The organism is Nocardiopsis sp. NPDC050513 (assembly GCF_044457925.1).
In the GTDB taxonomy this organism is placed as follows: domain Bacteria; phylum Actinomycetota; class Actinomycetes; order Streptosporangiales; family Streptosporangiaceae; genus Nocardiopsis.
Map to the genome: position 1 here is coordinate 70,929 of NZ_JBITHK010000013.1, position 22,728 is coordinate 93,656.

Here is a 22,728-nt window from a genome sequence, read left to right on the forward strand (position 1 = left end):
CGGGGCCGGTCGCCCGCCCGAAGCCCCCTCCCCAGCCCTGGCCGCGCCTCCCACCTGGCCGGGCAACCCCGAACGACATCCCCGCCGGGGCCGCCCTCCTCCTGGTGGAACCGCGCCCCTGAGCACGGGAGCGCCCTACCCCTGGGTGGCCGCCTCCGCCTCCGTCTCGTTCGGCGCCGTCAGCGGCAGGCGCACCTGGAAGCGCGTGTCGCCCGGAACGGACTGCACCTGGAGGCTCCCGTGGTGCTTGTTCACGACGATCCGCCACGAGATATCGAGTCCGAGCCCCGTTCCCTCGCCCACCGGCTTGGTGGTGAAGAACGGGACGAAGATCCGGTCGCGGATCTCGGGGTCCACACCCGTCCCGGTGTCCCCGAACTCGACCAGCAGCTGCTCGCCGTCGCGTTCGGTGCGCACGGTCAGCGTTCCCTCGCCGTCCATCGCCGAGACGGCGTTGTCGATCAGGTTGGTCCACACCTGGTTCAGCTCGCCCGGGTACGCCGGGATCCTGGGCAGGGCCCGGTCGTAGTCCTTGACCACCCGGACGCCGGAGCCGATCTTCCCGGAGAGCATCACGAGCGTGCTGTCCAGCAGTTCGTGCACGTCGGTCACCTGGAAGGGCGCGCGGTCGAGCTGTGAGTACTGCTTGGCGGTGTCCACCAGGTGTGAGATGCGGGCGGTGGAGTCCTCGATCTCGTTCATCAGGAGCTCGGTCTCCACGGTGTAGCCGAGCCAGCGGACGGCGCCCTCCAGGGCCTGTTCGTCTATGGCGGCCGCCACCTGGTCCAACCAGTCGGCGTCGAGTCCGGCCTGCACGAACGTCGCCGCCAGGTCCCACCCGCCCGTGATCCCGCGCTCGTCGAGCCAGTCGGCGAGGGCGTCCTCCCGGTCGGCGGCCTCCAGGGCGCTGAGCGCCTCGGCCTTCGACACCCGTTCCGCGGTGCGTTCCTGGATGTCGACGAGCACGTCGAGCGTCTCGCGCGAGTACGGGCCCGCCGTGAGCTTCGCCAGCTTGTGGCGCATCCCGGCCACCCGCTCACGCAGCGCCGAGGTGGCCCGCACGGCGGCGGCCGCGGGGTTGTTGAGCTCGTGTGTCAGCCCCGCGGACAGGGAGCCCAGCGCCAGGAGCCGTTCCCGCTCGTTGACCTTCTGCTGGGAGTTCTGGGTTCCGTAGAACATCCCCTCCAGCAGGTGGACGGCCATCGGGAACCAGTCGCGCATGATCTCGGCGAAGGTCTCGGCGGGCAGGACGAAGAACCGCGAGGGCTCCGTGACGCGCAGGGAGCCCCGGTAGCGCTGGTCCTCGGCGCCGCTGAGGTAGGCCTGCATGGAGCCCGCGTACGCCCCCCGGTGCGAAGTGCGCACGGTCTCCACGTCGTCGGGTCCGACCCGGCGCGACAGGACGACCGTGCCCTCCAGGAGCACGTAGAAGCAGGTGGCCGGGTCGCCCTCGCGGTAGACGGGGCCCGGCTCGAACACCTCCACCCGGCCCTCGCGGCACAGCCGCCCCAGTTGCTCGTCGGACAGCTTCTCGAACAGGAAGAGCGTGCTCAGCTCCTCCTCGTCGCACCGCGTCGGCTGCTCGGTCATGACTGCTCCAGGTAGCGGTGGACGAGCATCACGGCCATGGCGCCCTCGCCGACGGCGGAGGCGACCCGCTTGGCTGACTCCGCGCGGGCGTCACCCGCCACGAACACCCCCGGCACGCTGGTCTCCAGGTGGTACGGCGGCCGGTCCAGCCGCCAGCCCCCCGGCGGCCGGCCGTCCGCGCTCAGATCCGGCCCGGCCAGGATGAACCCGCGCTCGTCCTTGGCGACGGTGCCCTCCAGCCAGTCGGTGCGCGGGGCCGCGCCGATGAACGCGAACAGCCACTGCGTGTCGACGACCTCGGTGGAGCCGCTCTTGACGTCGCGCAGGGTGAGCCGCTCCAGGTGGTCCGTCCCGTGCGCCGCGTCGACGACCGTCCCGGTGCGGACGCGGATGTTCGGCGCGCCCTCGATCTGCTGGATGAGGTAGTGCGACATCGACGCCTCCAGCGAGGGCCCGCGCACCACGAGGGTGACCGACTTCGCGCCCCGCGACAGGTACATGGCGGCCTGTCCGGCGGAGTTGGCGCCGCCGACGATGTACACGTCGTGGCCGTGGCAGGAGGGGGCCTCGGTGAGCGCTGAGCCGTAGAAGACCCCGCGCCCGGTCAGCTCGGTGAGCCCCGGCGCGTCCAGCTGCCGGTAGGACACGCCCGTGGCCAGCAGGACGCTGTGCGCCGCGACCGCGGAGCCGTCCGAGAAGCGCACGGTGCGCGAGCCCCCGTTCACCTCCAGACCCGACACCTCGCGCGCGCTCAGGATCTCCGCGCCGAACTTCGTGGCCTGCCGTCTGGCCCGGTCGGTGAGCTGCGAGCCGGACACGCCGTCGGGGAAGCCGAGGTAGTTCTCGATCCGCGAGCTCTGCCCGGCCTGCCCGCCGGTGGCGGAGCGCTCCACCAGGACGGTCCGCAGCCCCTCGGACGCGCCGTAGACGGCCGCGCCGAGCCCGGCGGGGCCGCCGCCGATCACCACGAGGTCGTAGAACTCCTCCGCCGGTGTCGTGGCCAGTCCCACGAGCGCGGCGAGCTCGGTGTCCTCGGGTTCCGCCAGAGCCGTCCCGTCCGGGGCGATCACCAGCGGAAGCCGCTCCGTGCCGTGCCCGGCGGCGCTCAGCAGCCGCCTGCCCTCCGGCTCGTCCGACGAGTACCAGCGGTAGGGCACCTGGTTGCGGGCCAGGAACTCCCGCACGTCCGACGACCGCGCCGACCACCGGTGGCCGACGACCCTGGTCGTGTCCACCGGCCGCTGGCCGTCGTTGCGCCAGGCCTCCAGCAGGTCGTCCATGACGGGGTACAGCTTCTCCTCGGGCGGGTCCCAGGGCTTGAGGAGGTAGTGGTCGAGGTCGACGAGGTTGATCGCGTCGATCGCGGCGTTGGTGTCCGCGTACGCGGTCAGCAGGACCCGCCGCGCTCCCGGATAGACGTCGATGGCCCGTTCGAGGAACTCGATGCCGTTCATGCGCGGCATGCGGTAGTCGGCCAGGACCACCGCCACCTGGTCGCCGCGGAGCTTGAGCTCGCGCAGCGCCTCCAGGGCGGCCTCCCCGGACTCGGCCCGCACGATCCGGTACGCGTCTCCGTAGCGACGCCGCAGGTCGCGGGCGACGGCCCGCGACACCCCCGGGTCGTCGTCCACGGTCAGGATGACGGTTCGCCCCGATCCCGCCGACTGCGCCATGCGTCTCCCTCGTCCGGTCCTCGCGGTGTTCCGCGACACCGCGCCGTGCCCTGTAACACCGCACGGGGGCCGTGCAGTCCGCGGCGTGTCCCACGACACGGCGCCGCCGTCGCCCGATGCGCGCCACGGCACCGTGTCGCCCGACGAGTATGACGCGCGTCTCGCCCCGCGCGGAAGGTGTTTTCCGTTCTCGGGGCCCTGACTCAGGGCGTGACGATCGGGAAGTCCGGATCGGTCCCGTCCACCAGAGCGGCCAGCCGTTGGAGCGCGCCCAGGTCACCCCGGTGTTCCACCCCCTCCAGGTCTCCCTCCCTGAGCACCGACAGCAGCTGCGTCCTGGTCAGCGTGAGCGTCAGGTCGGCGCCGCCTCCCTTCGGGTCCGGATGGTGTATCAGCGCCCCGTTCGAGAGCTGTGCCCGGTACCGCTCACCGGTGTCGGCCATCCGCAGATCGACGCACAGCTCCTCCTCCCAGGCCCGGGGCCCGTTGATCCGCACGGCGACCGAGTCCAGGATCTGGGTGACGTCGAGTGCCCGGACGATGCCCTCGGCGGGCGGGATCCGCCTGGGCGCCACCCCGTTCCGCAGTTCCCCGGCCCCGCTGAGGTAGAAGTTGCGCCACGTCGCGCACTCGGCCCCGTGGCCCAGCCGGGTGAGCACGTCGGCCAGCAGCTCCCTGGCGTCCTCGCGGTCGGGATCGGCGAAGACGGCGTGCGAGGCCAGCTCGGCGGCGAACCGGAGCTCCCCCTCGTCGGAGAACTCGCGCGCCCGCTCCACCAGCGCGTCGACTCCGCCCATGGCGCGGGCGTAGAGCCTGCCCTGGGCCTGGGGCGGGTGCTGCCACAGGTGGGCGGGGTTGCCGTCGAACCACCCCATGTAGCGCTGGTAGATCGCCTTGACGTCGTGCGAGACCGACCCGTAGTAGCCGCGCGCGTGCCACGCCCGTTCCAGCCCGGGCGGCATGGGCAGGTCCTCGGCGATCTCACTGCCGGTCCAGCCGAGGTTCATCAGCCGCACGGTCTGGTCGTGCAGGTAGGCGTAGACGTCCCTCTGCTGGGACAGGAAGTCGCGGATGTCCTCCGCGCCCCAGGTGGGCCAGTGGTGGGAGGAGAAGACGACGTCGGAGCGGTCCGCGAACAGTTCGATCGCCTCGTTGAGGTAGCGCGACCACCGGCGGGCGTCCCTGACCTGGGCCCCGCGCAGGGTGCCCAGGTTGTGCAGGGTGTGGCAGGCGTTCTCCGCCATGCACAGCGCGCGGGAGCCGGGGAGGTGGAAGTTCATCTCCGCCGGAGCCTCGGTCCCCGGGGTCATGTGGAAGACGAACCGGACCCCGTCCAGGACCTCCTCCTGGCCCGTACGGGTGACGTCGAGCGTGGGCGCGAGCAGCCCGACCTGGCCGGAGGAGAAGTCGAGGCCGAGCCCGACGCCGACCCGCCCCGCCGGTCCCGGCTCGACGGCGTCCGCGGCGAAGTACCTGCCGCGCCGGACCATCGCCGGACCCGCGAGCACGTTCTCCGAGACGGCGTGTTCCATGAAGTGCTCCGGCGCCACGATCGCGACCCCGCCGGACGCGACGTCGCCGGGGTCGACCACGCCCAGCACCCCGCCGAAGTGGTCGACGTGCGTGTGCGTGTGGATCACGGCGCTCACGGGGCGGTCCGCGACGTGCTCGCGGTACAGCGCCAGACCCGCCGCGGCCACCTCGGACGACATCAACGGGTCCACGACGATCACGCCGTCGCGTCCCTCGATGAGCGTCATGTTGGACAGGTCCATGCCGCGTACCTGGTGGACGCCCCCGGTCACCTCGAACAGGCCGCTGATCGCGGTCAGCCTGCCCTGGCGCCACAGATGGGGGTGCACCGTGCCGGGGGCGGCGTCGTCCGCCTCCGCCAGGAAGTCGTACCGGCCCAGGTCCCACACCGTCCTTCCCCGCGCGTCGGTCACGGTGCGCGGCACGGGTGCGAGGAATCCTCGGCGGGCGTCGTCGAAGTCCGCTGTGTCGGCGAACGGCGGCCCCGCGCGGTCCGTGTCGTCGGCCGCCGCCGTCGGTCGCGGGACGCCGGCTCCGGTTCCGCCCGTCCTGGTCCTGTGCGCCACGTGGTCCTCCCGTCGTGCGTGGCCGGAGTCGGCCGCCGGCCCGGTGTGAGATGCGGAACACCACCTACCCCCGGCCGCTCGGGTCCAGCGCCAAGGGCCGGTCAACACCTCGGAGAACACGGCGGCGACCGGACGGGACACGGCCTCCGCCGATGCCGTCACGGCCCCGGTCCGACCGCCCTGACCTGGATGATCACGGATGCCCTCGTCCCGCCGACCCCGTACACTGCGCGGGGCGGAACGCCCGGGGAGGCGCCTCCGCCCGATGCCGTCGGGGGCCGCCGACGGCTTTTGGACGTTCTCCACAAAGATGCCGCGCAGAGTCCTCGGTCGGCGACATGGCGCTGTCGGGCCGCGGTCGGCAGGATGGCACTGCCCGTCGTGTCGCGGCGCGCGCAACGATGATCAACGGAAGGGCCCAAACGCGTGTTCAGTCGTGTCGCCATCGTCAATCGTGGTGAGGCCGCCATGCGGCTCATCCACGCCGTACGGGACATCGCCGCGGAGACAGGTACACGGATCGAGACCGTCGCCCTGTACACCGATGTCGACCGCACAGCCACGTTCGTGCGCGAGGCCGACATCGCCTACGACCTCGGTCCCGCGTCCGCGCGCCCGTACCTCGACATGAAGGCGCTGGAGCGCGCCCTGGTGGAGACCGGGGCCGACGCCGCGTGGGTCGGCTGGGGCTTCGTGGCGGAGGACCCGGCCTTCGCCGAGCTGTGCGAGCGGATCGGCGTCACCTTCGTCGGACCCAGCGCCGACGCCATGCGCAGACTCGGCGACAAGATCGGCGCGAAGCTGATCGCCGAGGAGGTCGGCGTCCCCGTCGCTCCGTGGAGCCGCGGCGCGGTCGAGACCCTGGACGCCGCGCTGGAGGCGGCGGCCGGCATCGGCTACCCGCTCATGCTCAAGGCCACCGCGGGCGGCGGAGGGCGCGGCATCCGCGTGATCAACCACGAGGCCGAGCTGGCCGACGCCTACGAGCGCACCAGCCAGGAGGCCGCGCGGGCGTTCGGCAGCGGCATCGTCTTCCTGGAGCGCCTGGTCACCAACGCCCGCCACGTCGAGGTCCAGGTGATCGCGGACGGCGAGACCGCGTGGGCGCTCGGCGTCCGCGACTGCTCGGTGCAGCGCCGCAACCAGAAGATCATCGAGGAGTCCTCCTCGCCGGTCCTCGGCCCCGAGCAGACCGCCGAACTCAAGGCCTCGGCCGAGCGGCTCGCCGTCGCGGTCGGCTACCGCGGCGCCGCGACCGTCGAGTTCCTCTACCACCCCGGCGACCGCATGTTCGCCTTCCTGGAGGTCAACACCCGCCTCCAGGTCGAGCACCCGATCACCGAGTCCACCACCGGGTTCGACCTCGTCAGGGCCCAACTGCACGTGGCCTCCGGCGGCAGGCTGGAGGGCGAGCCCCCGGCGGAGCGCGGCCACGCCATCGAGGCCAGGCTCAACGCCGAGGACCCCGACCGCGACTTCGCCCCCTCCCCCGGCCGCATCGCGCGGCTCGACCTGCCCGCCGGGCCGGGCATCCGCGTGGACACCGGCGTCAGCGAGGGCGACACCATCCCCGCCGACTTCGACTCCATGATCGCGAAGATCATCGCCTACGGCCGCGACCGCGACGAGGCGCTCGGCCGCCTGCGCCGGGCGATGGCGCGCACCACCGTGATCATCGAGGGCGGCGCGACCAACAAGAGCTTCGTGCTCGACCTGCTCGACCGGCCCGAGGTGATCGACGCCAGCGCCGACACCGGCTGGATCGACCGCGTCCGCGCCGAGGGCGGCCTCGTCGCGCACCGGCACTCCGCGGTCGCCCTGGCGGCCGCCGCCATCGAGGCGTACGAGGAGGAGGAACGCGCCGAGCGCCAGCGCCTGCTGTCGACCGCGTTCGGCGGCCGGCCGCAGGTGCAGCACGAGAGCGGCCGTCCCCTGGACCTCAAGCTGCGCGGTGTCGGCTATCGCGTCCGCGTCGCCCGGATCGGCGCCCACCGCTTCCGCGTCGGCGTCGAGGCGGGCGAGGACGTCCGCACCGCCGACGTCGAGCTCGACCGCTTCGACGAGCACACCGGCCGCATCATCGTCAACGGAGCGTCGTACCGCCTGATCATCGGCACGCACGGCCCGATCCACCTGGTCGAGGTGGACGGCGTGGCGCACCGGGTCAGCCGCGACGAGGGCGGCGTCGTCCGCTCGCCCGCGCCCGCGCTGGTCGTCGCCACGCCCCTGGAGGCCGGCGCCGAGGTCGAGGCGGGCGCTCCGGTCCTGGTGCTGGAGAGCATGAAGATGGAGACGGTGCTGCGCGCACCGTTCCGGGCACGGCTGAAGGAGTGCGCCGTGTCCGTGGGCAGCCAGGTCGAGACCGGCGCCGCCCTGCTGCGGCTGGAGCCGATCGCCGACGACGACGCCGAGGACGCCTCGGAGTCCGCCTCCGTCGAGCTGGACCTGCCCGCGGCCCCCGCGACCGTCCCGGCGCGCGAGCGCACCGCGCGCGGCCAGGAGGACCTGCGCGGCCTGCTGCTCGGCTTCGACGTCGACCCGCACGACGAGCGCCGTGTGCTCGACGACTACCTCGCCGCGCGCCGCGCGTCGATCGAGGAGGGCCGTCGGCCGCTCGCCGAGGAGCTCGCACTCGTCGACGTGTTCGCCGACCTGGCCGAGCTGAGCCGCAACCGCCCGGCGGGCGAAGACGGCGGCGACACCCGCGTGCACAGCGCCCGTGAGTACTTCCACACCTACCTGCAGAGCCTCGACGTCGAGCGGGCCGGTCTGCCGGAGGCGTTCCAGGCCAAGCTCGCCACGGCGCTCGGACACTACGGCGTCGCCGACCTGGAGCGCACGCCCGGCCTCGAGGCCGCGGTGTTCCGCGTCTTCCTCGCCCAGCAGCGGGTCTCGGCCGACGTGGCCGTCGTCACGGCGCTGCTGCGCGCCTGGCTGAACGAGTCGCCGCCGGACGAGTCGTTGCGCGAACGCGTCGGCCTCACCCTGGAGCGGCTGGTGGCCGCGACCCAGGTCCGCTTCCCCGCGGTCGCCGACCTCGCGCGCGGCGTGGTGTTCGCGTGGTTCGCGCAGCCGCTGCTGCGCCGCAACCGCGCCCGCGTCTACGCCAACGTCCGCAGGCACCTGCGCCACCTGGACGCGCACCCGGACGCCTCGGACCGCGCCGAGCGCGTCGCCGAGATGGTGCGCAGCACCGAGCCGCTGGTGCGCCTGCTCGGCCAGCGGCTGGGCCGCGCCGACGTGGACAACACGGTCATGCTGGAGGTGCTGACCCGCCGGTACTACGGCAACAAGGGCCTGACGGACGTCCGCACCCGGGAGGTCGCGGGGTGCGCGTTCGTGGTCGCCGAGCGCGCGGAGTCGAGCGTGGTCTCCGCGGCGGTGGCCTTCGAGGAGCTGGGCGTCGCGCTGCGCGGGCTCGCGGAGCTGGCGAACGGCGGGGAGGCCGTCGACGCCGACATCTACCTCTCCTGGGAGAAGCAGCCCGAGGACTTCGACGCGATGGCGGCCGCGCTGCACGAGGTGTTCAGCGTGCACCCGCTGCCGGACCAGGTCCGCAGGCTCACCGCGACCGTGGCGGGCCGCGACGGCGCCGTCATGCACCACCACTTCACGTTCCGCCCGTCGCCGACCGGGCTGGCCGAGGACCGGCTGATCCGCGGCCTGCACCCGTACATCGCGCAGCGGATGCAGATGGAGCGGCTGAGGAAGTTCGACCTCACGCGGCTGCCGTCCTCGGACGAGGAGGTCTACCTCTTCCAGTGCGTGGCCAAGGAGAACCCGTCGGACGACCGACTCATCGCGTTCGCGCAGGTGCGCGACCTGACCGAGCTGCGCGAGCACGACGGCAGGCTGGTCTCGCTGCCGACGGCCGAGGACACCGTCGCCGCGTGCCTGGACTCGATCCGCCGGGCGCAGTCGCGGCGGCCGTCGCGGAAGCGGTTCAACACCAACCGGATCGTGGTCTACGTCTGGCCGCCGGTCGGCATCACCCGCGAGGAGCTGGAGATGATCGCCGGGCGCGTGCGTCCGACGACCGCGGGCGCCGGACTGGAGGAGATCCTGTTCATCGCGCGCCAGCGCGACCCGGAGACCGGTGAGCTGGCCAAGGTCGCCGTGCGCATCGCCTTCGACGCCACCGGCGGCTCCGAGCTGACCCTCGGCGAGCCGTCGGACGAGCCCGTAGAGCCGGTCGACGACTACCGCCAGAAGGTGCTGCGCGCGAGCAGCCGGAACACCGTCTACCCGTACGAGCTCACCGGGCTGCTCGGCGACTTCGTCGAGCACGACCTCGACGAGAACCACGCGCTCGTGCCCGTCGACCGGCCCAAGGGCCGCAACACCGCGGGCATCGTCGCGGGCGTGGTCTCCACGCCGACCGAACGGCACCCGCAGGGCGTCACCCGGGTGGTGCTGCTCGGCGACCCGACGAAGTCGCTCGGCGCGCTCTCGGAGCCGGAGTGCCGCCGCGTGGTCGCCGCGCTGGACCTGGCCGAGCGGATGGGCGTGCCGCTGGAGTGGTACGCGCTGTCCGCCGGCGCCCGGATCTCCATGGAGTCGGGCACCGAGAACATGGACTGGGTGGCCGCGGCGCTCAAGCGGATCGTCGAGTTCACCCAGGACGGCGGCGAGATCAACATCGTGGTCGCGGGCATCAACGTCGGCGCGCAGCCGTACTGGAACGCCGAGGCGACGATGCTCATGCACACCAAGGGCATCCTGGTGATGACGCCGGACTCGGCGATGGTCCTCACCGGCAAGCAGTCGCTCGACTTCTCCGGCGGCGTCTCGGCCGAGGACAACTTCGGCATCGGCGGCTACGACCGGGTCATGGGCCCGAACGGGCAGGCGCAGTACTGGGCGCCGGACCTGCTCGCCGCGCGGGACGTGCTGATGTCGCACTACGACCACGCCTACGTCGCGCCGGGCGAGGACGCGCCGCGGCGGGCCACGACCACCGACCCCGTCGACCGCGACGTCTCCGACTTCCCGCACTCCGTGGAGGGAAGCGACTTCACCACGGTCGGCGAGATCTTCTCCGCCGGGGCCAACCCGGACCGCAAGAAGCCGTTCGACATCCGCACCGTGATGCGGGCGCTCTCCGACCAGGACCACGCGGTGCTGGAGCGCTGGGCCGGCATGGCCGACGCGGACACGGCGGCGGTGCAGGACGTGCACCTCGGCGGCATGCCGGTCTGCCTGCTCGGCATCGAGTCGCGGTCGGTGCAGCGGCACGGCTTCCCGCCCACCGACGGTCCGGACACCTACACCGCGGGCACGCTGTTCCCGCGCTCGTCGAAGAAGGCCGCGCGGGCGATCAACGCGGCCAGCGGCAACCGGCCGCTGGTGGTGCTGGCGAACCTGTCGGGCTTCGACGGCTCGCCGGAGTCGATGCGCAAGCTCCAGCTGGAGTACGGCGCCGAGATCGGGCGCGCGATCGTGAACTTCCAGGGGCCCATCGTGTTCTGCGTGATCTCGCGGTACCACGGCGGCGCGTTCGTGGTGTTCTCGAAGGCGCTGAACCCGAACATGACGGTGCTCGCGCTGGAGGGCTCCTACGCCTCCGTGCTGGGCGGCGCCCCCGCCGCCGCGGTGGTGTTCTCCGCCGACGTCAACGCCCGGACCGCGGCCGACCCGCGCGTACGGGACCTGGAAGCGCGCGTCGCCGCCGCATCGGGCACCGAGCGCGCCGCGCTGACCGCGGAACTCGACGAGCTCCGCGTGTCGGTCCGTGCGGAGAAGCTCGGCGAGGTGGCGGCGGAGTTCGACGGCGTGCACGACATCCACCGCGCGGTCGAGGTCGGCTCGGTGGACGCCGTCATCAGCGCCGCCGAACTGCGTCCGCGCGTCATCGCGGCCCTGGAGGCGCACCGGCGGTAGGCGGCGTTCGCCGCGGCTCCGCCCCGACGGGCGGAGCCGCGGACGAAACTCCCCTCGGGCGCCCGTCCTCTGGGCAGAGGATGAGGTCCCCGGCGGGCCGGCCGCCGACGACGGTGGCCGGTTCCCGCCGGGGACCTCTCCGCGGCGGTGTCAGTCGCGCAGGGCCTCGATGAGCTCCTGCTCGTCGTCCTTGGTGAGGTTGGTCTGGATGACGGTCGGGTGCAGGGGCTTGAACGCGCTGACGACCCTGTCCCGGGTGGCCGACTGGGCGAGCAGGAACACGGCGGCCCGGCCCTGGTCGAGTTCGGAGCCGATCCGCTTGATCATGTCGTCGTCGATGCCGACGTCGCTGAGCTTGCCCGCGATCGCGCCCGAGGCGGCGCCGACGGCCATGCCGAGCAGCGGCGCGAGGAAGAGGAGCCCGATGAGCGTGCCCCAGAAGGCGCCGCCCACGGCCCCCGCACCCGCGAGGTTGACGGTCTGGTGGATGCGCGGGCGGCCCTTGGCGTCCTTGTAGACGTAGGCCGCGTCCTGCAGCTTCAGCAGTTCCTGGCGGCCCAGGTCGGCGGCGATCTCCAGGGCCTCCTCAGCGGTCTTGGTGTCGGCCACGCCGAGTACGACGAGGTGCGCCATCCGTTCCCCCATGATTGCGATGTGTCCTTGTGTGGTGACACAGAGTGTTTCCCGGGGGAGTTCGCGGTAGTGCCATCGCCCGGGAAAGCGGGGGTCACGGAGCGGCGGCCGGAGGTCCGCGCCGCTCAGCCGTCGGCCGCCTCCCGTTCGATCCGCTCGAACTGCGCGCCCATGGCCTCGGCGAGCGCCCTGGCGCCGGACAGCGGCCGCACCATGACGGTGAGCTCGGCGATCAGGCCCTCGTCGTCGACGCGCAGGAAGTCGCAGCCGTGGACCTGGCGGCCGTCCACCGTCGCCTCGAACACGAGCGCGTGGTCGCGGGCGTCGGCCCCCGTGAACTCCCGCACGTAGCGGAAGTCCTCGAAGACCCGCATGACCCCGCGCAGGATCGCCGCCGTGATCGCCTTGCCCGGGTAGGGCCTGAAGACCACCGGGCTGGTGAACACGACGTCCTCGGCGAGCAGCGCCTCGATCGCGGTCGCGTCCCCGGCCTCGACCGCCTCGCGGAACCGTTGCATGTGTCCTCCTATGCAACTCGTTGAATAGGTGTGTCGGAGGCTACTGGATAGTCACATAGTTGACTAGTCTTGAAATGGAATGATCCGCGTGGTTGGCTCTGGGACCATGGCATTGCGCGACGCGGTGATGGCCGCGCTCCTGGAGGGTGAGGCGTCCGGATACGACCTGGCCAAGGGGTTCGACGCCTCGGTGGCCAACTTCTGGATGGCCACACCCCAGCAGATCTACCGGGAGCTGGACCGGATGGAGTCCGAGGGACTGGTCGAGGCGCGCGTCGTGTACCAGCGGAAGCGCCCGAACAAGCGGCTGTTCTCGTTGACCGGGGCCGGGCGCCGGGCGCTGCGCGACTTCACCGCCGCGCCGCCGAGGCCCGGCGTGGCGCGGGAGGATCTCCTGGTCCAGGTGCAGGCGCTGGACGTCGGGGACGCGGCGGCGGTCAGGGAGTCGGTCCGGGAGCGCGCTGACTGGGCCCGGGCGAAGATCGCGCGCTACGAGAGGCTGCGCGACCGCCTCCTGGACGGCCGGGACGAGGAGGAGTACCTCCAGCACGCGGAGCGGATCGGTCCCTACCTGACCCTCATGCGCGGCCTGGAGTTCGAGCGGGAGAACCTGCGCTGGGGCGAGCGGGTCCTGGCCGTCCTCGACCGGCGCGCCGCCGTGCGCGCCGCGGATGTGTGAGCCGGGTGGGGTACCTGCGCTACGTCGCGGTCGGCGACAGCCAGACCGAGGGACTGAACGACGGCGACGAGACCGCCGGATACCGGGGCTGGGCCGACCGGCTCGCCGAGACGCTCGCCGCCCGTGAACGCGGGTTCCGCTACGCCAACCTCGCCGTGCGCGGGCGGCTGACCGCGCGGATCCGCGCCGAGCAGACCGCCCCCGCGCTCGCCCTGGAACCGGACCTGGTGACCGTCATGGCGGGCATGAACGACCTGGTCAGGCCAGGGTTCGACGCGGACGCCACGGCCGCCGACCTGGAGGCGATGCTGGCCGCGTTCACCGCCTCGGGCGCGACCGTGGTCACCTTCACCTTCCCCGACATCGCACGGATCGCCCCGCTGGTGGGACGCCTGCGCCCGCGGGTCCTGGACCTCAACGACCGCGTCCGCGCCATGGCCCGGCTCCACGGCGCCGTGGTGGTCGACACCTTCCCCCACCCGGTGACCACGGATCCCCGGTTGTGGAGCGCCGACCGCATCCACGCCACGCCGCTCGGGCACACGAGGATCGCGGCGGCGGTCGCCCACACGCTCGGTGTTCCGGGCGGTGACGCCTCCTGGTCCGACCCGCTCCCCCCGCTCGCGCCCGTGCCTCCCTGGAGGCGGGCCGCGGCCGAGCTCACCTGGGCGACGGCCTTCCTCGGGCCCTGGCTGCTGCGCCGCCTGCGCGGACGCTCGTCGGGCGACGGCCGGACGGCGAAGCGGCCCCGGCTGGAGCCGGTCCGCCCCGCGCGCCCGTGACCGCCGCCGGCCGCCCGACCGTTCGCGCGGCGCTCAGCCCGCCACGGGGACGGCCGCCGCGACCGTGTCGCGGTCACCGCGCCCCAGCAACGGGAAGACGACGCGCAACCCCTGCTCGTCGCTCGGCGACGAGACGACGAACGAGGAGTTGAGCACGCGCTCCCGGATCTCCGAGCGCACGAGTCCCGCGCGCGGGATGGTCGTCACGTGCTCCCTGGGCGCGGGGAACACCGGGTCGGCCCGGAACACGAGGAACCGCCGGTCGGTCATCGCCAGGTACATGGGCGTCGGCACCGGGACCACCGCCATGGCGCCGCCGCTGAAGACCGCCGACGCCGCGGCGAACGCCGCCGTCCGGCCCACGGAGACGGTGGCCAGGTTGACGATGGTCGTCACCTCCACCCGCTCTCCGGGTTCGAGGATGGGCTCGAGCCTGGCCATGAGGCGTCGGCGGCGCAGTCCGTTCACGGTGTTCCTTCGTCACTGGTCGTGAGCCGGGCCGGGGCGACCCGTCCGGCGGTGCGGTCACTCTCGCACACACGGGAGGGCGCCCCTCCTCCGGGATCCGGTGAAGGCGGAGGCCACAGTGGCGCCCGTTCCCTCGCCCACGCCCTCCACCCGTGGTCGGCCTATCGTGGAGGGGCCTCGTGAGCGCTCCGGCCGCTCCGGCTGCCCCGGCCGCGTCGACCGAACCCGGAGAACCGATGACACCACGCCCGTCCGACCCCCGCCCGCCGCTCGCCGCCACCGCGCGTCCGACGACGTCGGCCGCGCCGGACGGAGGCGCTTCATGAGTGTCAGTGTGTTCACCTCACCGGACGGGGGCCACACGGCGCGCGGGCGCACGCTCGGGAGCACCTGGGGCGAACGGGTCCGGGCCACGTGGGACCGGTACGAGCGGCACTTCGCCGACCTGGGTCTGGCCGCCCGGCTCGTGCGGGACGTCGGTCACGGCGCCCTCGACCGGGTGGCCGCGTGGGCGCCCCGTCTGGCGGAGGAGATCCACGGGATCGCGGAGGGGGCCGGACTGGAGCCCTGGCAGGCGGGCGCGCTGAACGCCCGGTCGGAGGTCCTCGCGCACGTCCGCCCCGCACCGCCCGGCGAGTGCTCGGTGTCGGTGTACCTGCCCGGAGAGGGGCTGCCGCGCACCGTCCAGACGTGGGACTGGATCGACGGGATGGAGGACGGGCGGCTGGTGTGGAGCTACCGGCCCCGCCCCGGCCACACGGTCTCGACGTTCACCGAGTTCGGGGTGCTCGCCAAGATCGGCGTGAACAGCGCCGGACTGGGCCTGCACTTCAACCTGCTCAAGCACCGCGCGGACGGGGGCGTCGACGGCGTGCCGGTGCACGTCGTCGCCCGCCGCGTCCTGGAGGAGGCGGGTTCGGTGGCCGAGGCCGGGCGCGTCATCCGCTCCGCGCCGGTGACCGCGTCGGTGGCGCTGACCGTGGTCGCCCACGACGGCGACCGCTCCGAGGCGGCGACGTTCGAGGTCTCACCCGCCGGGGTCGCGGTTCTGCCGGTGCGGCCGGACGGGTTCCTGTGGCACACCAACCACTTCCTCGACCCGGCTCTGGCCGAGGGCGAGGCGCTGGGCGTCGACGACCAGGACACCTACGACCGGCAGGCGGCACTGGCGCGGCTCGCCGACGGGTTGGCCGGCGCCGACGTGGCGGATCGCGCCGCCGCCCTGGCGCACCACCGCGGGGACGGGGCGGCCCTGTGCCGCCACCCCGAGGCCGGCGACACGCCGGACGCGCGCTGGCGGACGCTGATGACGGTCGGGCTCGACCTGGAGCGCCACCGCCTGGCGTTCCAGGGCGGCAACCCCTGCACGCTGCGCCGGGAGGAGTGGCTCCACCACTGAACCGCCGGAGCCGGATCGCCGGGTGGACCTAGGTGGTCCGCTCCGTCTCGTTCATCCGCTCGATCGTGGGCCCGGCCGCCCGGGCCCACGGCACGGAGAGGACGGCGGCGGCCAGGACCCCCAGACCGCCCGCCACCACGATCACGGAGCCGGTGCTGAAGAACTCCGCGCAGAACCCGGCGACGAGGATGCCCAGACCCTGGGCGACCTGGAGCCCGGCCGCGACCAGCCCGAAGGCCAGTGCCCGCCCCTCCTTGGGCACGCACAGGACGAACGCCGCGTTGGCGACGAACTGGTAGGAACCGGCGACCCCCACCAGGGCGAGCGCGGTGACCATCAGCCACAGCGGCGGGTGGAACAGCCACAGCAGCAACGGGACCGAGGTGAGCACGGCCAGCGGGCCCAGCAGCCGCATCCGGGTGGGCGGCGGCACCAGCCGGGTGAGGACGAGCCCGCCGATCAGCGCGCCGACCGAGGAACCCGCCATGATGAACCCGGTCGCCGCGTCCCCCGCGCCGATCTCCGTGGTGATCGGCTTGGCGAGGCCGTAGGGGATCGAGTACAGGCCGGCGAGCCAGCCGAGCAGGGCGAGCGTGCGCAGCCGTGAGTCCCCGAAGACGAGCTTGGCGCCGTCGCGGGTCATCGCGAGGAAACCCGGGCGGTCCTGGTCGTCGGTGCGGGCGGCGGGGCGGGACCGGACACCGGCCAGGACGATCACGGCGGACAGGACGAAGACGGCGCCGTTGGCGGCCACGGCCACGTGCGGGCCGATGAGCCCCACGACGACGCCACCCGCCACCAGGCCGGTCAACATGCCCACCTGCGAGGTGAGCTGGATGATCGCCGTGCTGGCCACGTAGCGTTCGCCCTGGACGATCTCGGTCATCAGGGCCGCGCGCGCGGCGGCGAACGGGATCGAGGGCAGCACCGAGCAGAACAGCAGCGCCCAGATCGCCCAGACCGGCATGCCCGGAACGGCGATGAGGAGCACGACGAGCGCGCGGATCAGGTCGCACGCCACCATGACCTGGCGGCGTGGGAGAAGATCGGCCAGCCCGGACAGCAGCGGACCGGCGATGAACGGGGGCAGGAAGGTGACCGCGAGCGTGACGCCGGTCGCGAACGCGGACTCGGTGAGCTGGTAGACGAGGATGCTGGTGGCGATGTTCAGCACGTTGGTGCCGATCATCGAGAGGGCGTGGGCGAGCCAGATGGAGCGGAACTCGCCGATGCGCATGACCTCGCGGTAGCTGCTCCGCCAGGTGTCGTTCGAGGTGCTGGAGGGTTCGTGGCCCCCGTGGTCAGGCGATTTGTCGAGGCTCGGATTTGTCACCCGGCGCTCCCTCATTTTTACAGGGTTGAATTCACGCTGTGTCGCGTCCCGGTGACCAACCGTTCCTGATTGGAGGTGTTGTCGCAACCACCTTTGGGGATTTCGTGTCTGATTCGTTGCGCTGGGTTACTGTCGCGAAGTGCGTACGCCCTGGTCCGGCGTGTGCCCTGGGCCCCGGTTCCGGAGAATTCAGGCCCAGCCGAGCTCGTCGAGTCGGGAGTCGTCGATCCCGAAATGATGCGCGATTTCGTGAATGACGGTTACGCGTACCTCCTCGACGACCTCTTCCGGTGTCTGGCAGATCGCGCAGATGTCACGCCGGTAAATGAAGATCTGGTCCGGCAGCACGCCGAAGTAGGTGTCGCCCCGCTCGGTCAGGGGGACGCCCTCGTAGAGCCCGAGCAGCCCGTCGGGCGACTCGTCCTCGACTGTGATGACCACGTTGTCCATGAGCCGCGCCAGGTGCGGGGGTATCTCGTCCAGGGCGTCGGCGACCAGTTCCTCGAAGCGTGCGCGCGTCAGTTCCACCACACAGACATTGTGCTGCCTGCCCGGCGGGGCCGGAAGCGATCCGGGGGAGACATAACACTCTGGACGGGAGGAAACATTGGGAACGGCTCCCCGGGGCGGCATCATGGGGGATGTGTTGTCTTGGGGAGCGGTCCGCGCGTACGACTTCCGGGGCGCCCTCGCCCGGGCGCGGTCCGGGCGTGCGTGGCGTTGGGCGTGCGTGGTCGCCGCGGGCTTCGTCGGGGGCTGGCTGGGGCTTGCGCTCGGCGGCCACGTCGTCACCCCGATCGGCCCCGCGGACGTCACGCTCGCCCTGGCTCCCCAGTGGCGCGGCGAGACCGTCGTCGACGTCGCGCCCTTCGGCCAGCTGACCTTCGACACGCACCGGGCCCCGCTGCGGCTGGAGGCGACGATCTCCGACATCCGGCTCGCCGCGGCCGAGGAGATGTTCACCGACCCCGAGTCGATCAACCGGATGGCCGCGGGCATCGGCGCGGACCTGCGCGCGGGTGTGATCGCGCTGGCGGTCCGCGCTCTGCTGGTCGCGGCGCTGGGCGCGCTGGTCATGGGGCTGCTGCTGTTCCGGAACGTGTGGAGGGCCGTGGGCAGTGCGGCCGTGTCGCTGGTCGCCCTCGTCGCGTCCGGGGCGGTCGCGGCGGCCACGTTCAACCCCAGCGCGATCGCCGAGCCCCGGTACACGGGGCTGATCGCGGGCGCGCCGCAGGTGGTGGGCAGCGCCGAGGCCGTCGTCAGCCGGTTCACGCAGTACCAGGAGCAGCTCGCAGGGCTGGTGGGCAACGTGTCGATGCTCTATGAGGCGACCTCGACCCTCCCGGTGTACGAGGAGGACGAGTCGGTGATCCGGGTGCTGCACGTGTCCGACATCCACCTCAACCCGGCGTCGTGGGCGATCATCGGCACGCTGACCCAGCAGTACGCGATCGACGTGGTCGTGGACTCGGGCGACCTGACCGACCGGGGGAGCGCGGCGGAGGACGCCTTCGCCGACGAGATCGCCGACCTGGAGGTCCCGTACGTGTGGGTACGCGGCCAGCACGACTCCATGGGAACCCAGCGGGCGGTCGCCGCCCAGCCGAACGCCGTGGTGCTCGACGGCGACGTGCACGAGGTGGCGGGCCTGACCTTCTTCGGCGCGGGCGATCCGCGGTTCACCCCGGACGCGACCAGGCTGAACCCCGGGCTCGGGGAGATCGCCGACCTGGGCGGGGAGCAGGCGGAGTCGGTGGCCGGGTCCGGCGAGGAGGTGGACGTGGCCGTGCTGCACACACGCGCACAGGCGGAGGCCTTCGACGGGGTGGTGCCGCTCGTGCTCACGGGGGACGAGCACCAGCGGTCGACGCGGTTGGGCGCGGAGGGGACGCGGTTCCTCGTCCAGGGCTCCACGGGCGGCGCGGGGCTGGGTGGCCTTGATCACGGTTCGGGGCGTCCGATCCCGTACCAGGCCTCGGTGCTGTACCTGGACGCGGAGACCGGTCGCCTCCAGGCGCGCGACGACATCGACCTCGGGGGGATCGGCCTGACGTCCGCGCAGGTCGAGCGGCACATCGAACCGGAGCCAGGCCGCCCGGTGGGAGAGCGCGGGAGCGAGCCGGACGAGGGGCCCGACGCGTCGGAGAGCGAGGCCGAGGGATGACGTTCGCGCAGGTGGCGCGGGGCCGTCAAGGGTGGGCGAATCGCTTTGGAGTTGGTGGGAATCTCCCCTATGCTTGACCTGTCACACGGGCCCCCATCGTCTAGCGGCCTAGGACGCCGCCCTTTCAAGGCGGTAGCGCGGGTTCGAATCCCGTTGGGGGTACGACGCGGTCAGACCACTGCCGGACGTCTGGCAGAATGAGTACCGCAGCGACGCGCCGGGGCTACGCACCCGGCGTGACAAGCGAACAAGGTCCTGTGGAGCAGTTAGGAGTGCTCGCCACCCTGTCAAGGTGGAGGCCGCGGGTTCAAATCCCGTCAGGACCGCAGATGCCGCCGGGTGATCGGCGCGCATGGCTAGGTAGCTCAGTTGGTACGAGCGTCCGCCTGAAAAGCGGAAGGTCGGCGGTTCGACCCCGCCCCTAGCCACCTGTAGCAGACACACGAAAACGCCCCGCCACCTGGGAAGGCAGGCAGCGGGGCGCTTTGCTGTGTCGGTGGTTGCCGGTGGACCGTGGCGGCTCACGGTGGGTGCCTGCGGCCAATGCGCGGCCACGTTCAGGAGCGGTATAGGGCCTCCTCGATCTGGCGCTGCTTCGGACCGCGACGGGTGTCGCGCCTGGTGCCGTCGTCGGTGAACTCGGGCCCGGCGTCGGGGGTGACCTCCTCCACGTGCCTCCACGTGCCTCCTCGGGGCGGAGCGCCGCGTAGTACATCGCTCCCTGGCGGCCAGTCACCTCGTCGGCCTGCCCATCGGCCAGTCCCCGCCCGCGCCGAACACCTTCGGGAAGCTGAACGTCCGACCGATCTCCGCGGGGGCGCCGGCGCGCGCCGGCGCCCCCGGACCTCAGCAGGTGCTGTTCGTCGGTTCGCCGGCGAACCGGTCGGCCATCCAGTCGTGGGCCCTGTCGTGGTCGATGAACAGGCTCATGACGTGGGATCCGGAGTAGGTCCTACGCCACTGCACGTTGGCGCCGGCGGCACAGTAGGTGTCGCGCAGCTCCTCGGCCTGTCCCATCGGGATCGCGTCGTCCAGGGCCGAGTGGTACATGAACAGCGGCACGGTCGGGGCCGTCCCCCCGGGCAGGTTCTCGGCCAGGCGCGCCTGCCACTCGGGACTGTTCAGCAGTTCGGCGGTGGTGATGCCGTCCATGGTCCTGAACATCCCGTGCGGAATGGCGTCGACGGTGCAGGAATCGCGCAGGGTGTCCATCAGCTCCGCCCCATCGTCGGTCATCCTCTCCTCCAGGGGCAGCTCCGGGTAGGCGGAGCTGAGGCCGATCGCGGCGAGACTCATGAGCGAGAAGTAGGTGCCGCCGTCCAGGAACTCGGCGACCTGGTGCAGGTCCGCGGGCACGGCGCCGGCGGCGACGCCGACCAGCGGCAGTTCCGGTGCGTACTCCGGGTGGAGCTGGGCCGCCCACACGGCGGACCCGCCGCCCTGGGAGAACCCGTTGACGCCCATCGGGGCGTCGGGGGAGATCCCGGCCTCGTCGAGCCGGGTGGCGGCGCGCAGAGAGTCGAGGACGGCCGGGCCCTGGGAGCGGCCGACCATGAAGGTGTGGTCGCCCGGCGTCCCGAAGCCCTCGTAGTCGGTGACGACCAGTGCGTATCCGTCGTCGACGTACCGCTCCATGAGCGAGGCCTCGTACTCCAGGCCCTGCTCCAGTCCGTTCGACGGGGCGCAGTGGTCGCCGATGCCGTGGGTGCCGATCGCGTAGGCGACCAGCGGCCGTTCTCCCCCGCCCTCCCAGGGCGCGGTCGGCGCCATGACGGTGGCGGTGACCGCCATCGGCTCGCCGAGCGCGTCCGTGGACAGGTACATCACCCGCCACACGTCGGCGGGGAAGCGGCCGACGCGCAGCGCGTCGGTGAACGCGTCGGCGGGCTCGGCGCGGATGATGTCACCGGGCTCGCCCGCGGGGAGCGGGTCCGGCGGCTGGAAGAAGTCGTCCTCGACGGCGGTGGCCTCTTCGGGCTGCTCGATGTCCGCCCAGGTGGAAAGGGTCGCGGTCTCCTGGGTCGAGGTCAGCTGGGCCCCGGCGGCGCCTCCGTCGTGGTTCCACAGTGCGGTGGCGGCGGTCAGCGCGGCGGCCGTGCAGGCTGCGGCGGTCGCGGCGGTCAGACGGTGCCGCCGGGCGCGCGGTGATCTGGACACGGACATGACTCCTGAGGGGTCGGGGGTTCGCGCCTGGGGACGTCGCCGCGCCCGGTCTCGGAACGGCACGGCTTCACCGGACGCCCTCGTCATGTCTCGGGGCACACCGGTGTGCTCAACATCCTGGAGCGGACGATCGCGCCCGCGCATCGGTGCTTCCACCGGTCTGTCTGTGACTCAATGGAGTTGACTCATTGCCCATAGTGATGACTTCGGGGTGGTAGGACCGTGGGTGCCGGTCTCCAGAGCGGGGGCGCGGGTCGCCCCGCCCGTGGCGGCGAAGTCCGGGTCGCGGGCGTCCACTCCCGGCTGTTCGCGGGCGTGGGTCAGCGGGGTGTCCGGGAACTCCCCGACGACCGGACCCCTCGGGTTCATGTTTCGTACTCTGCTTGGAGTGGTCGAACTGTAGTACTACGTCCAGAGTGATATCGACACCGAACGGAGCACCATCCCATGCGGCAGAATCCCGAGCGCCGGGGCGCCCTGCTCGACGCGGCCATCGAGGTGCTCGCCCGCGAGGGCGCGCGCGGCCTGACCTTCCGCGCCGTGGACAAGGAGGCGGCCGTACCCGGCGGAACGGCCTCCAACTACTTCGCCAACCGCGACGACCTGCTCACCCAGGTCGGCCACCGGTTCTACGAGCGGTTGGAGCCTGGCGCCGACCTCGTCGCCGTGGCGGAGAAGGGCCCGCACGACCGCGCCCGGGTCGCTGAGCTCATGCACGAGATCGTGGGCCGCGTCAGCGAGTTCCGCTCCGGCTTCCTCGCCCAGATCGAGTTGCGCCTGGAGGCCACCCGCCGCCCCGAGCTGCGCCGCCTGCTCACCGAGCGGGTCCGCGCGGACCTCGATGCCAACATCGACTTTCACACCCGTGTCGGCTTCCCTGGCGACGACACCTCCGTCGTCCTGCTCTACCTGGCGCTGAACTGGTTGATCCTGGAGCGGCTCACCCTGCCCGAGGTCATCTCCGAGGACCGGGCCCGAGCCCTGGTCGACGCCGCGGTCGAGCGCATCCTGCCCGCACCCGGCGGTTCCTCCTGACGGCCTCCCGCCGCGACCGGCGGGGACGTGCCGCCGGAGGCGCGGGGGCATGGACAGGTCCGGGTCAAGGTTTTGTCAGCCTTGCCTACCTGTGCTCATCGGCGGAGGTCGCGACCAGACCCGGAGGAGCCCTCGCGCGTGTCCGCAGTACGCGTGCCCAGACCCGCACGGTACGCCGCGGCGGGACTCACCCTGACCGCCGTCCTGGCGGCCTGCTCCGGCGGTGAGCCCGAGGGCACCGCACAGGGCGGCGGCGACGGCGCGTTCCCCGTCACCATCGACGGCGCGCTGGGCGAGGCGGTCATCCCCGAG

Annotated in this window: 15 protein-coding genes and 3 tRNA genes; 9 read left to right on the forward strand and 9 right to left on the reverse strand. The window is 72.5% G+C overall.

The features are described 5' to 3' along the window. Positions 1 to 135: 135 nt before the first annotated feature. The 3 genes from ACIBFB_RS21665 to ACIBFB_RS21675 form a co-directional block, all read right to left on the reverse strand. Complete coding sequence (locus tag ACIBFB_RS21665; protein WP_397232863.1) at positions 136 to 1,590, reverse strand: ATP-binding protein; 1,455 nt, start codon at positions 1,588 to 1,590, stop codon at positions 136 to 138. Beyond that, positions 1,587 to 3,263 (reverse strand): FAD-dependent oxidoreductase, encoded by a 1,677-nt coding sequence (locus tag ACIBFB_RS21670; RefSeq protein WP_397232865.1) that lies wholly within the window; start codon positions 3,261 to 3,263, stop codon positions 1,587 to 1,589. The genes ACIBFB_RS21665 and ACIBFB_RS21670 overlap by 4 nt, the downstream gene beginning before the upstream one ends. Before the next feature lie 203 nt (positions 3,264 to 3,466). Further along, entirely contained in the window at positions 3,467 to 5,362 is a 1,896-nt protein-coding gene (locus ACIBFB_RS21675) for an alkyl/aryl-sulfatase (protein WP_397232867.1), read from the reverse strand. A 426-nt stretch (positions 5,363 to 5,788) separates the two neighbouring features. Here ACIBFB_RS21675 and ACIBFB_RS21680 point away from each other — a divergent pair, with 426 nt between their 5' ends. Further along, positions 5,789 to 11,242: a carboxyl transferase domain-containing protein gene (locus ACIBFB_RS21680; RefSeq protein WP_397232869.1), complete on the forward strand. Its 5,454-nt coding sequence runs from the start codon at positions 5,789 to 5,791 to the stop codon at positions 11,240 to 11,242. Between the two features lie 150 nt (positions 11,243 to 11,392). Here the strand turns inward: ACIBFB_RS21680 and ACIBFB_RS21685 are convergent, their stop codons facing one another. Together ACIBFB_RS21685 and ACIBFB_RS21690 are read right to left on the reverse strand one after the other, a co-directional pair. Next, positions 11,393 to 11,875 carry a DUF1269 domain-containing protein gene (locus ACIBFB_RS21685; RefSeq protein ID WP_397233065.1) on the reverse strand — a complete coding sequence of 161 codons (483 nt, stop codon included), beginning with the start codon at positions 11,873 to 11,875 and terminating at the stop codon, positions 11,393 to 11,395. 125 nt (positions 11,876 to 12,000) lie between these two features. Continuing rightward, on the reverse strand, positions 12,001 to 12,393 hold the full coding sequence (locus ACIBFB_RS21690; RefSeq protein ID WP_397232871.1) for a nuclear transport factor 2 family protein: 393 nt from the start codon (positions 12,391 to 12,393) through the stop codon (positions 12,001 to 12,003). A 106-nt stretch (positions 12,394 to 12,499) separates the two neighbouring features. On the opposite strand from ACIBFB_RS21690, the gene ACIBFB_RS21695 reads away from it, so the two are divergent. Then, positions 12,500 to 13,072, forward strand: a complete 573-nt coding sequence (locus ACIBFB_RS21695; RefSeq protein ID WP_397232873.1) for a PadR family transcriptional regulator — start codon at positions 12,500 to 12,502, stop codon at positions 13,070 to 13,072. Positions 13,073 to 13,077: 5 nt separating this feature from the next. Beyond that, positions 13,078 to 13,854 (forward strand): SGNH/GDSL hydrolase family protein, encoded by a 777-nt coding sequence (locus ACIBFB_RS21700; RefSeq protein WP_397233067.1) that lies wholly within the window; start codon positions 13,078 to 13,080, stop codon positions 13,852 to 13,854. 33 nt (positions 13,855 to 13,887) lie between these two features. Here the strand turns inward: ACIBFB_RS21700 and ACIBFB_RS21705 are convergent, their stop codons facing one another. Further along, positions 13,888 to 14,322 (reverse strand): hypothetical protein, encoded by a 435-nt coding sequence (locus tag ACIBFB_RS21705; protein WP_397232875.1) that lies wholly within the window; start codon positions 14,320 to 14,322, stop codon positions 13,888 to 13,890. A 322-nt stretch (positions 14,323 to 14,644) separates the two neighbouring features. Between ACIBFB_RS21705 and ACIBFB_RS21710 the strand changes: the two genes are divergently transcribed. Then, positions 14,645 to 15,721 (forward strand): C45 family autoproteolytic acyltransferase/hydolase, encoded by a 1,077-nt coding sequence (locus tag ACIBFB_RS21710; protein ID WP_397232877.1) that lies wholly within the window; start codon positions 14,645 to 14,647, stop codon positions 15,719 to 15,721. A 28-nt stretch (positions 15,722 to 15,749) separates the two neighbouring features. On the opposite strand, the gene ACIBFB_RS21715 is transcribed toward ACIBFB_RS21710, so the two are convergent. Next, the gene (locus ACIBFB_RS21715) at positions 15,750 to 17,054 is read right to left on the reverse strand and encodes an MFS transporter (RefSeq protein ID WP_397232879.1); all 1,305 of its coding nucleotides are present in this window, start codon (positions 17,052 to 17,054) and stop codon (positions 15,750 to 15,752) included. 189 nt (positions 17,055 to 17,243) lie between these two features. Next, on the reverse strand, positions 17,244 to 17,585 hold the full coding sequence (locus ACIBFB_RS21720) for a metallopeptidase family protein (protein WP_397232881.1): 342 nt from the start codon (positions 17,583 to 17,585) through the stop codon (positions 17,244 to 17,246). A 103-nt stretch (positions 17,586 to 17,688) separates the two neighbouring features. On the opposite strand from ACIBFB_RS21720, the gene ACIBFB_RS21725 reads away from it, so the two are divergent. The 4 genes from ACIBFB_RS21725 to ACIBFB_RS21740 all read left to right on the forward strand — a co-directional run bounded on the left by ACIBFB_RS21725 (position 17,689) and on the right by ACIBFB_RS21740 (position 19,646). Further along, positions 17,689 to 19,218, forward strand: a complete 1,530-nt coding sequence (locus ACIBFB_RS21725) for a metallophosphoesterase (RefSeq protein WP_397232883.1) — start codon at positions 17,689 to 17,691, stop codon at positions 19,216 to 19,218. Positions 19,219 to 19,307: 89 nt separating this feature from the next. After that, positions 19,308 to 19,380: transfer RNA gene (locus ACIBFB_RS21730), tRNA-Glu, on the forward strand. 89 nt (positions 19,381 to 19,469) lie between these two features. Then, positions 19,470 to 19,544: transfer RNA gene (locus ACIBFB_RS21735), tRNA-Asp, on the forward strand. A gap of 28 nt (positions 19,545 to 19,572) precedes the next feature. Beyond that, positions 19,573 to 19,646: transfer RNA gene (locus tag ACIBFB_RS21740), tRNA-Phe, on the forward strand. Between the two features lie 418 nt (positions 19,647 to 20,064). Here the strand turns inward: ACIBFB_RS21740 and ACIBFB_RS21745 are convergent. Beyond that, positions 20,065 to 21,375, reverse strand: a complete 1,311-nt coding sequence (locus tag ACIBFB_RS21745) for a lipase family protein (RefSeq protein ID WP_397232885.1) — start codon at positions 21,373 to 21,375, stop codon at positions 20,065 to 20,067. 453 nt (positions 21,376 to 21,828) lie between these two features. Here ACIBFB_RS21745 and ACIBFB_RS21750 point away from each other — a divergent pair, with 453 nt between their 5' ends. Beyond that, entirely contained in the window at positions 21,829 to 22,416 is a 588-nt protein-coding gene (locus ACIBFB_RS21750) for a TetR/AcrR family transcriptional regulator (protein ID WP_397232887.1), read from the forward strand. The last annotated feature ends 312 nt before the right edge of the window (positions 22,417 to 22,728 follow it).

Coding starts and splice junctions, on each gene's coding strand:
- ACIBFB_RS21665 (WP_397232863.1), bottom strand. CDS start 1,590: ATGACCGAGCAGCCGACGCGGTGCGACGAGGAGGAGCTGAGCACGCTC.
- ACIBFB_RS21670 (WP_397232865.1), bottom strand. CDS start 3,263: ATGGCGCAGTCGGCGGGATCGGGGCGAACCGTCATCCTGACCGTGGAC.
- ACIBFB_RS21685 (WP_397233065.1), bottom strand. CDS start 11,875: ATGGCGCACCTCGTCGTACTCGGCGTGGCCGACACCAAGACCGCTGAG.
- ACIBFB_RS21690 (WP_397232871.1), bottom strand. CDS start 12,393: ATGCAACGGTTCCGCGAGGCGGTCGAGGCCGGGGACGCGACCGCGATC.
- ACIBFB_RS21695 (WP_397232873.1), top strand. CDS start 12,500: ATGGCATTGCGCGACGCGGTGATGGCCGCGCTCCTGGAGGGTGAGGCG.
- ACIBFB_RS21710 (WP_397232877.1), top strand. CDS start 14,645: ATGAGTGTCAGTGTGTTCACCTCACCGGACGGGGGCCACACGGCGCGC.
- ACIBFB_RS21725 (WP_397232883.1), top strand. CDS start 17,689: ATGGGGGATGTGTTGTCTTGGGGAGCGGTCCGCGCGTACGACTTCCGG.
- ACIBFB_RS21750 (WP_397232887.1), top strand. CDS start 21,829: ATGCGGCAGAATCCCGAGCGCCGGGGCGCCCTGCTCGACGCGGCCATC.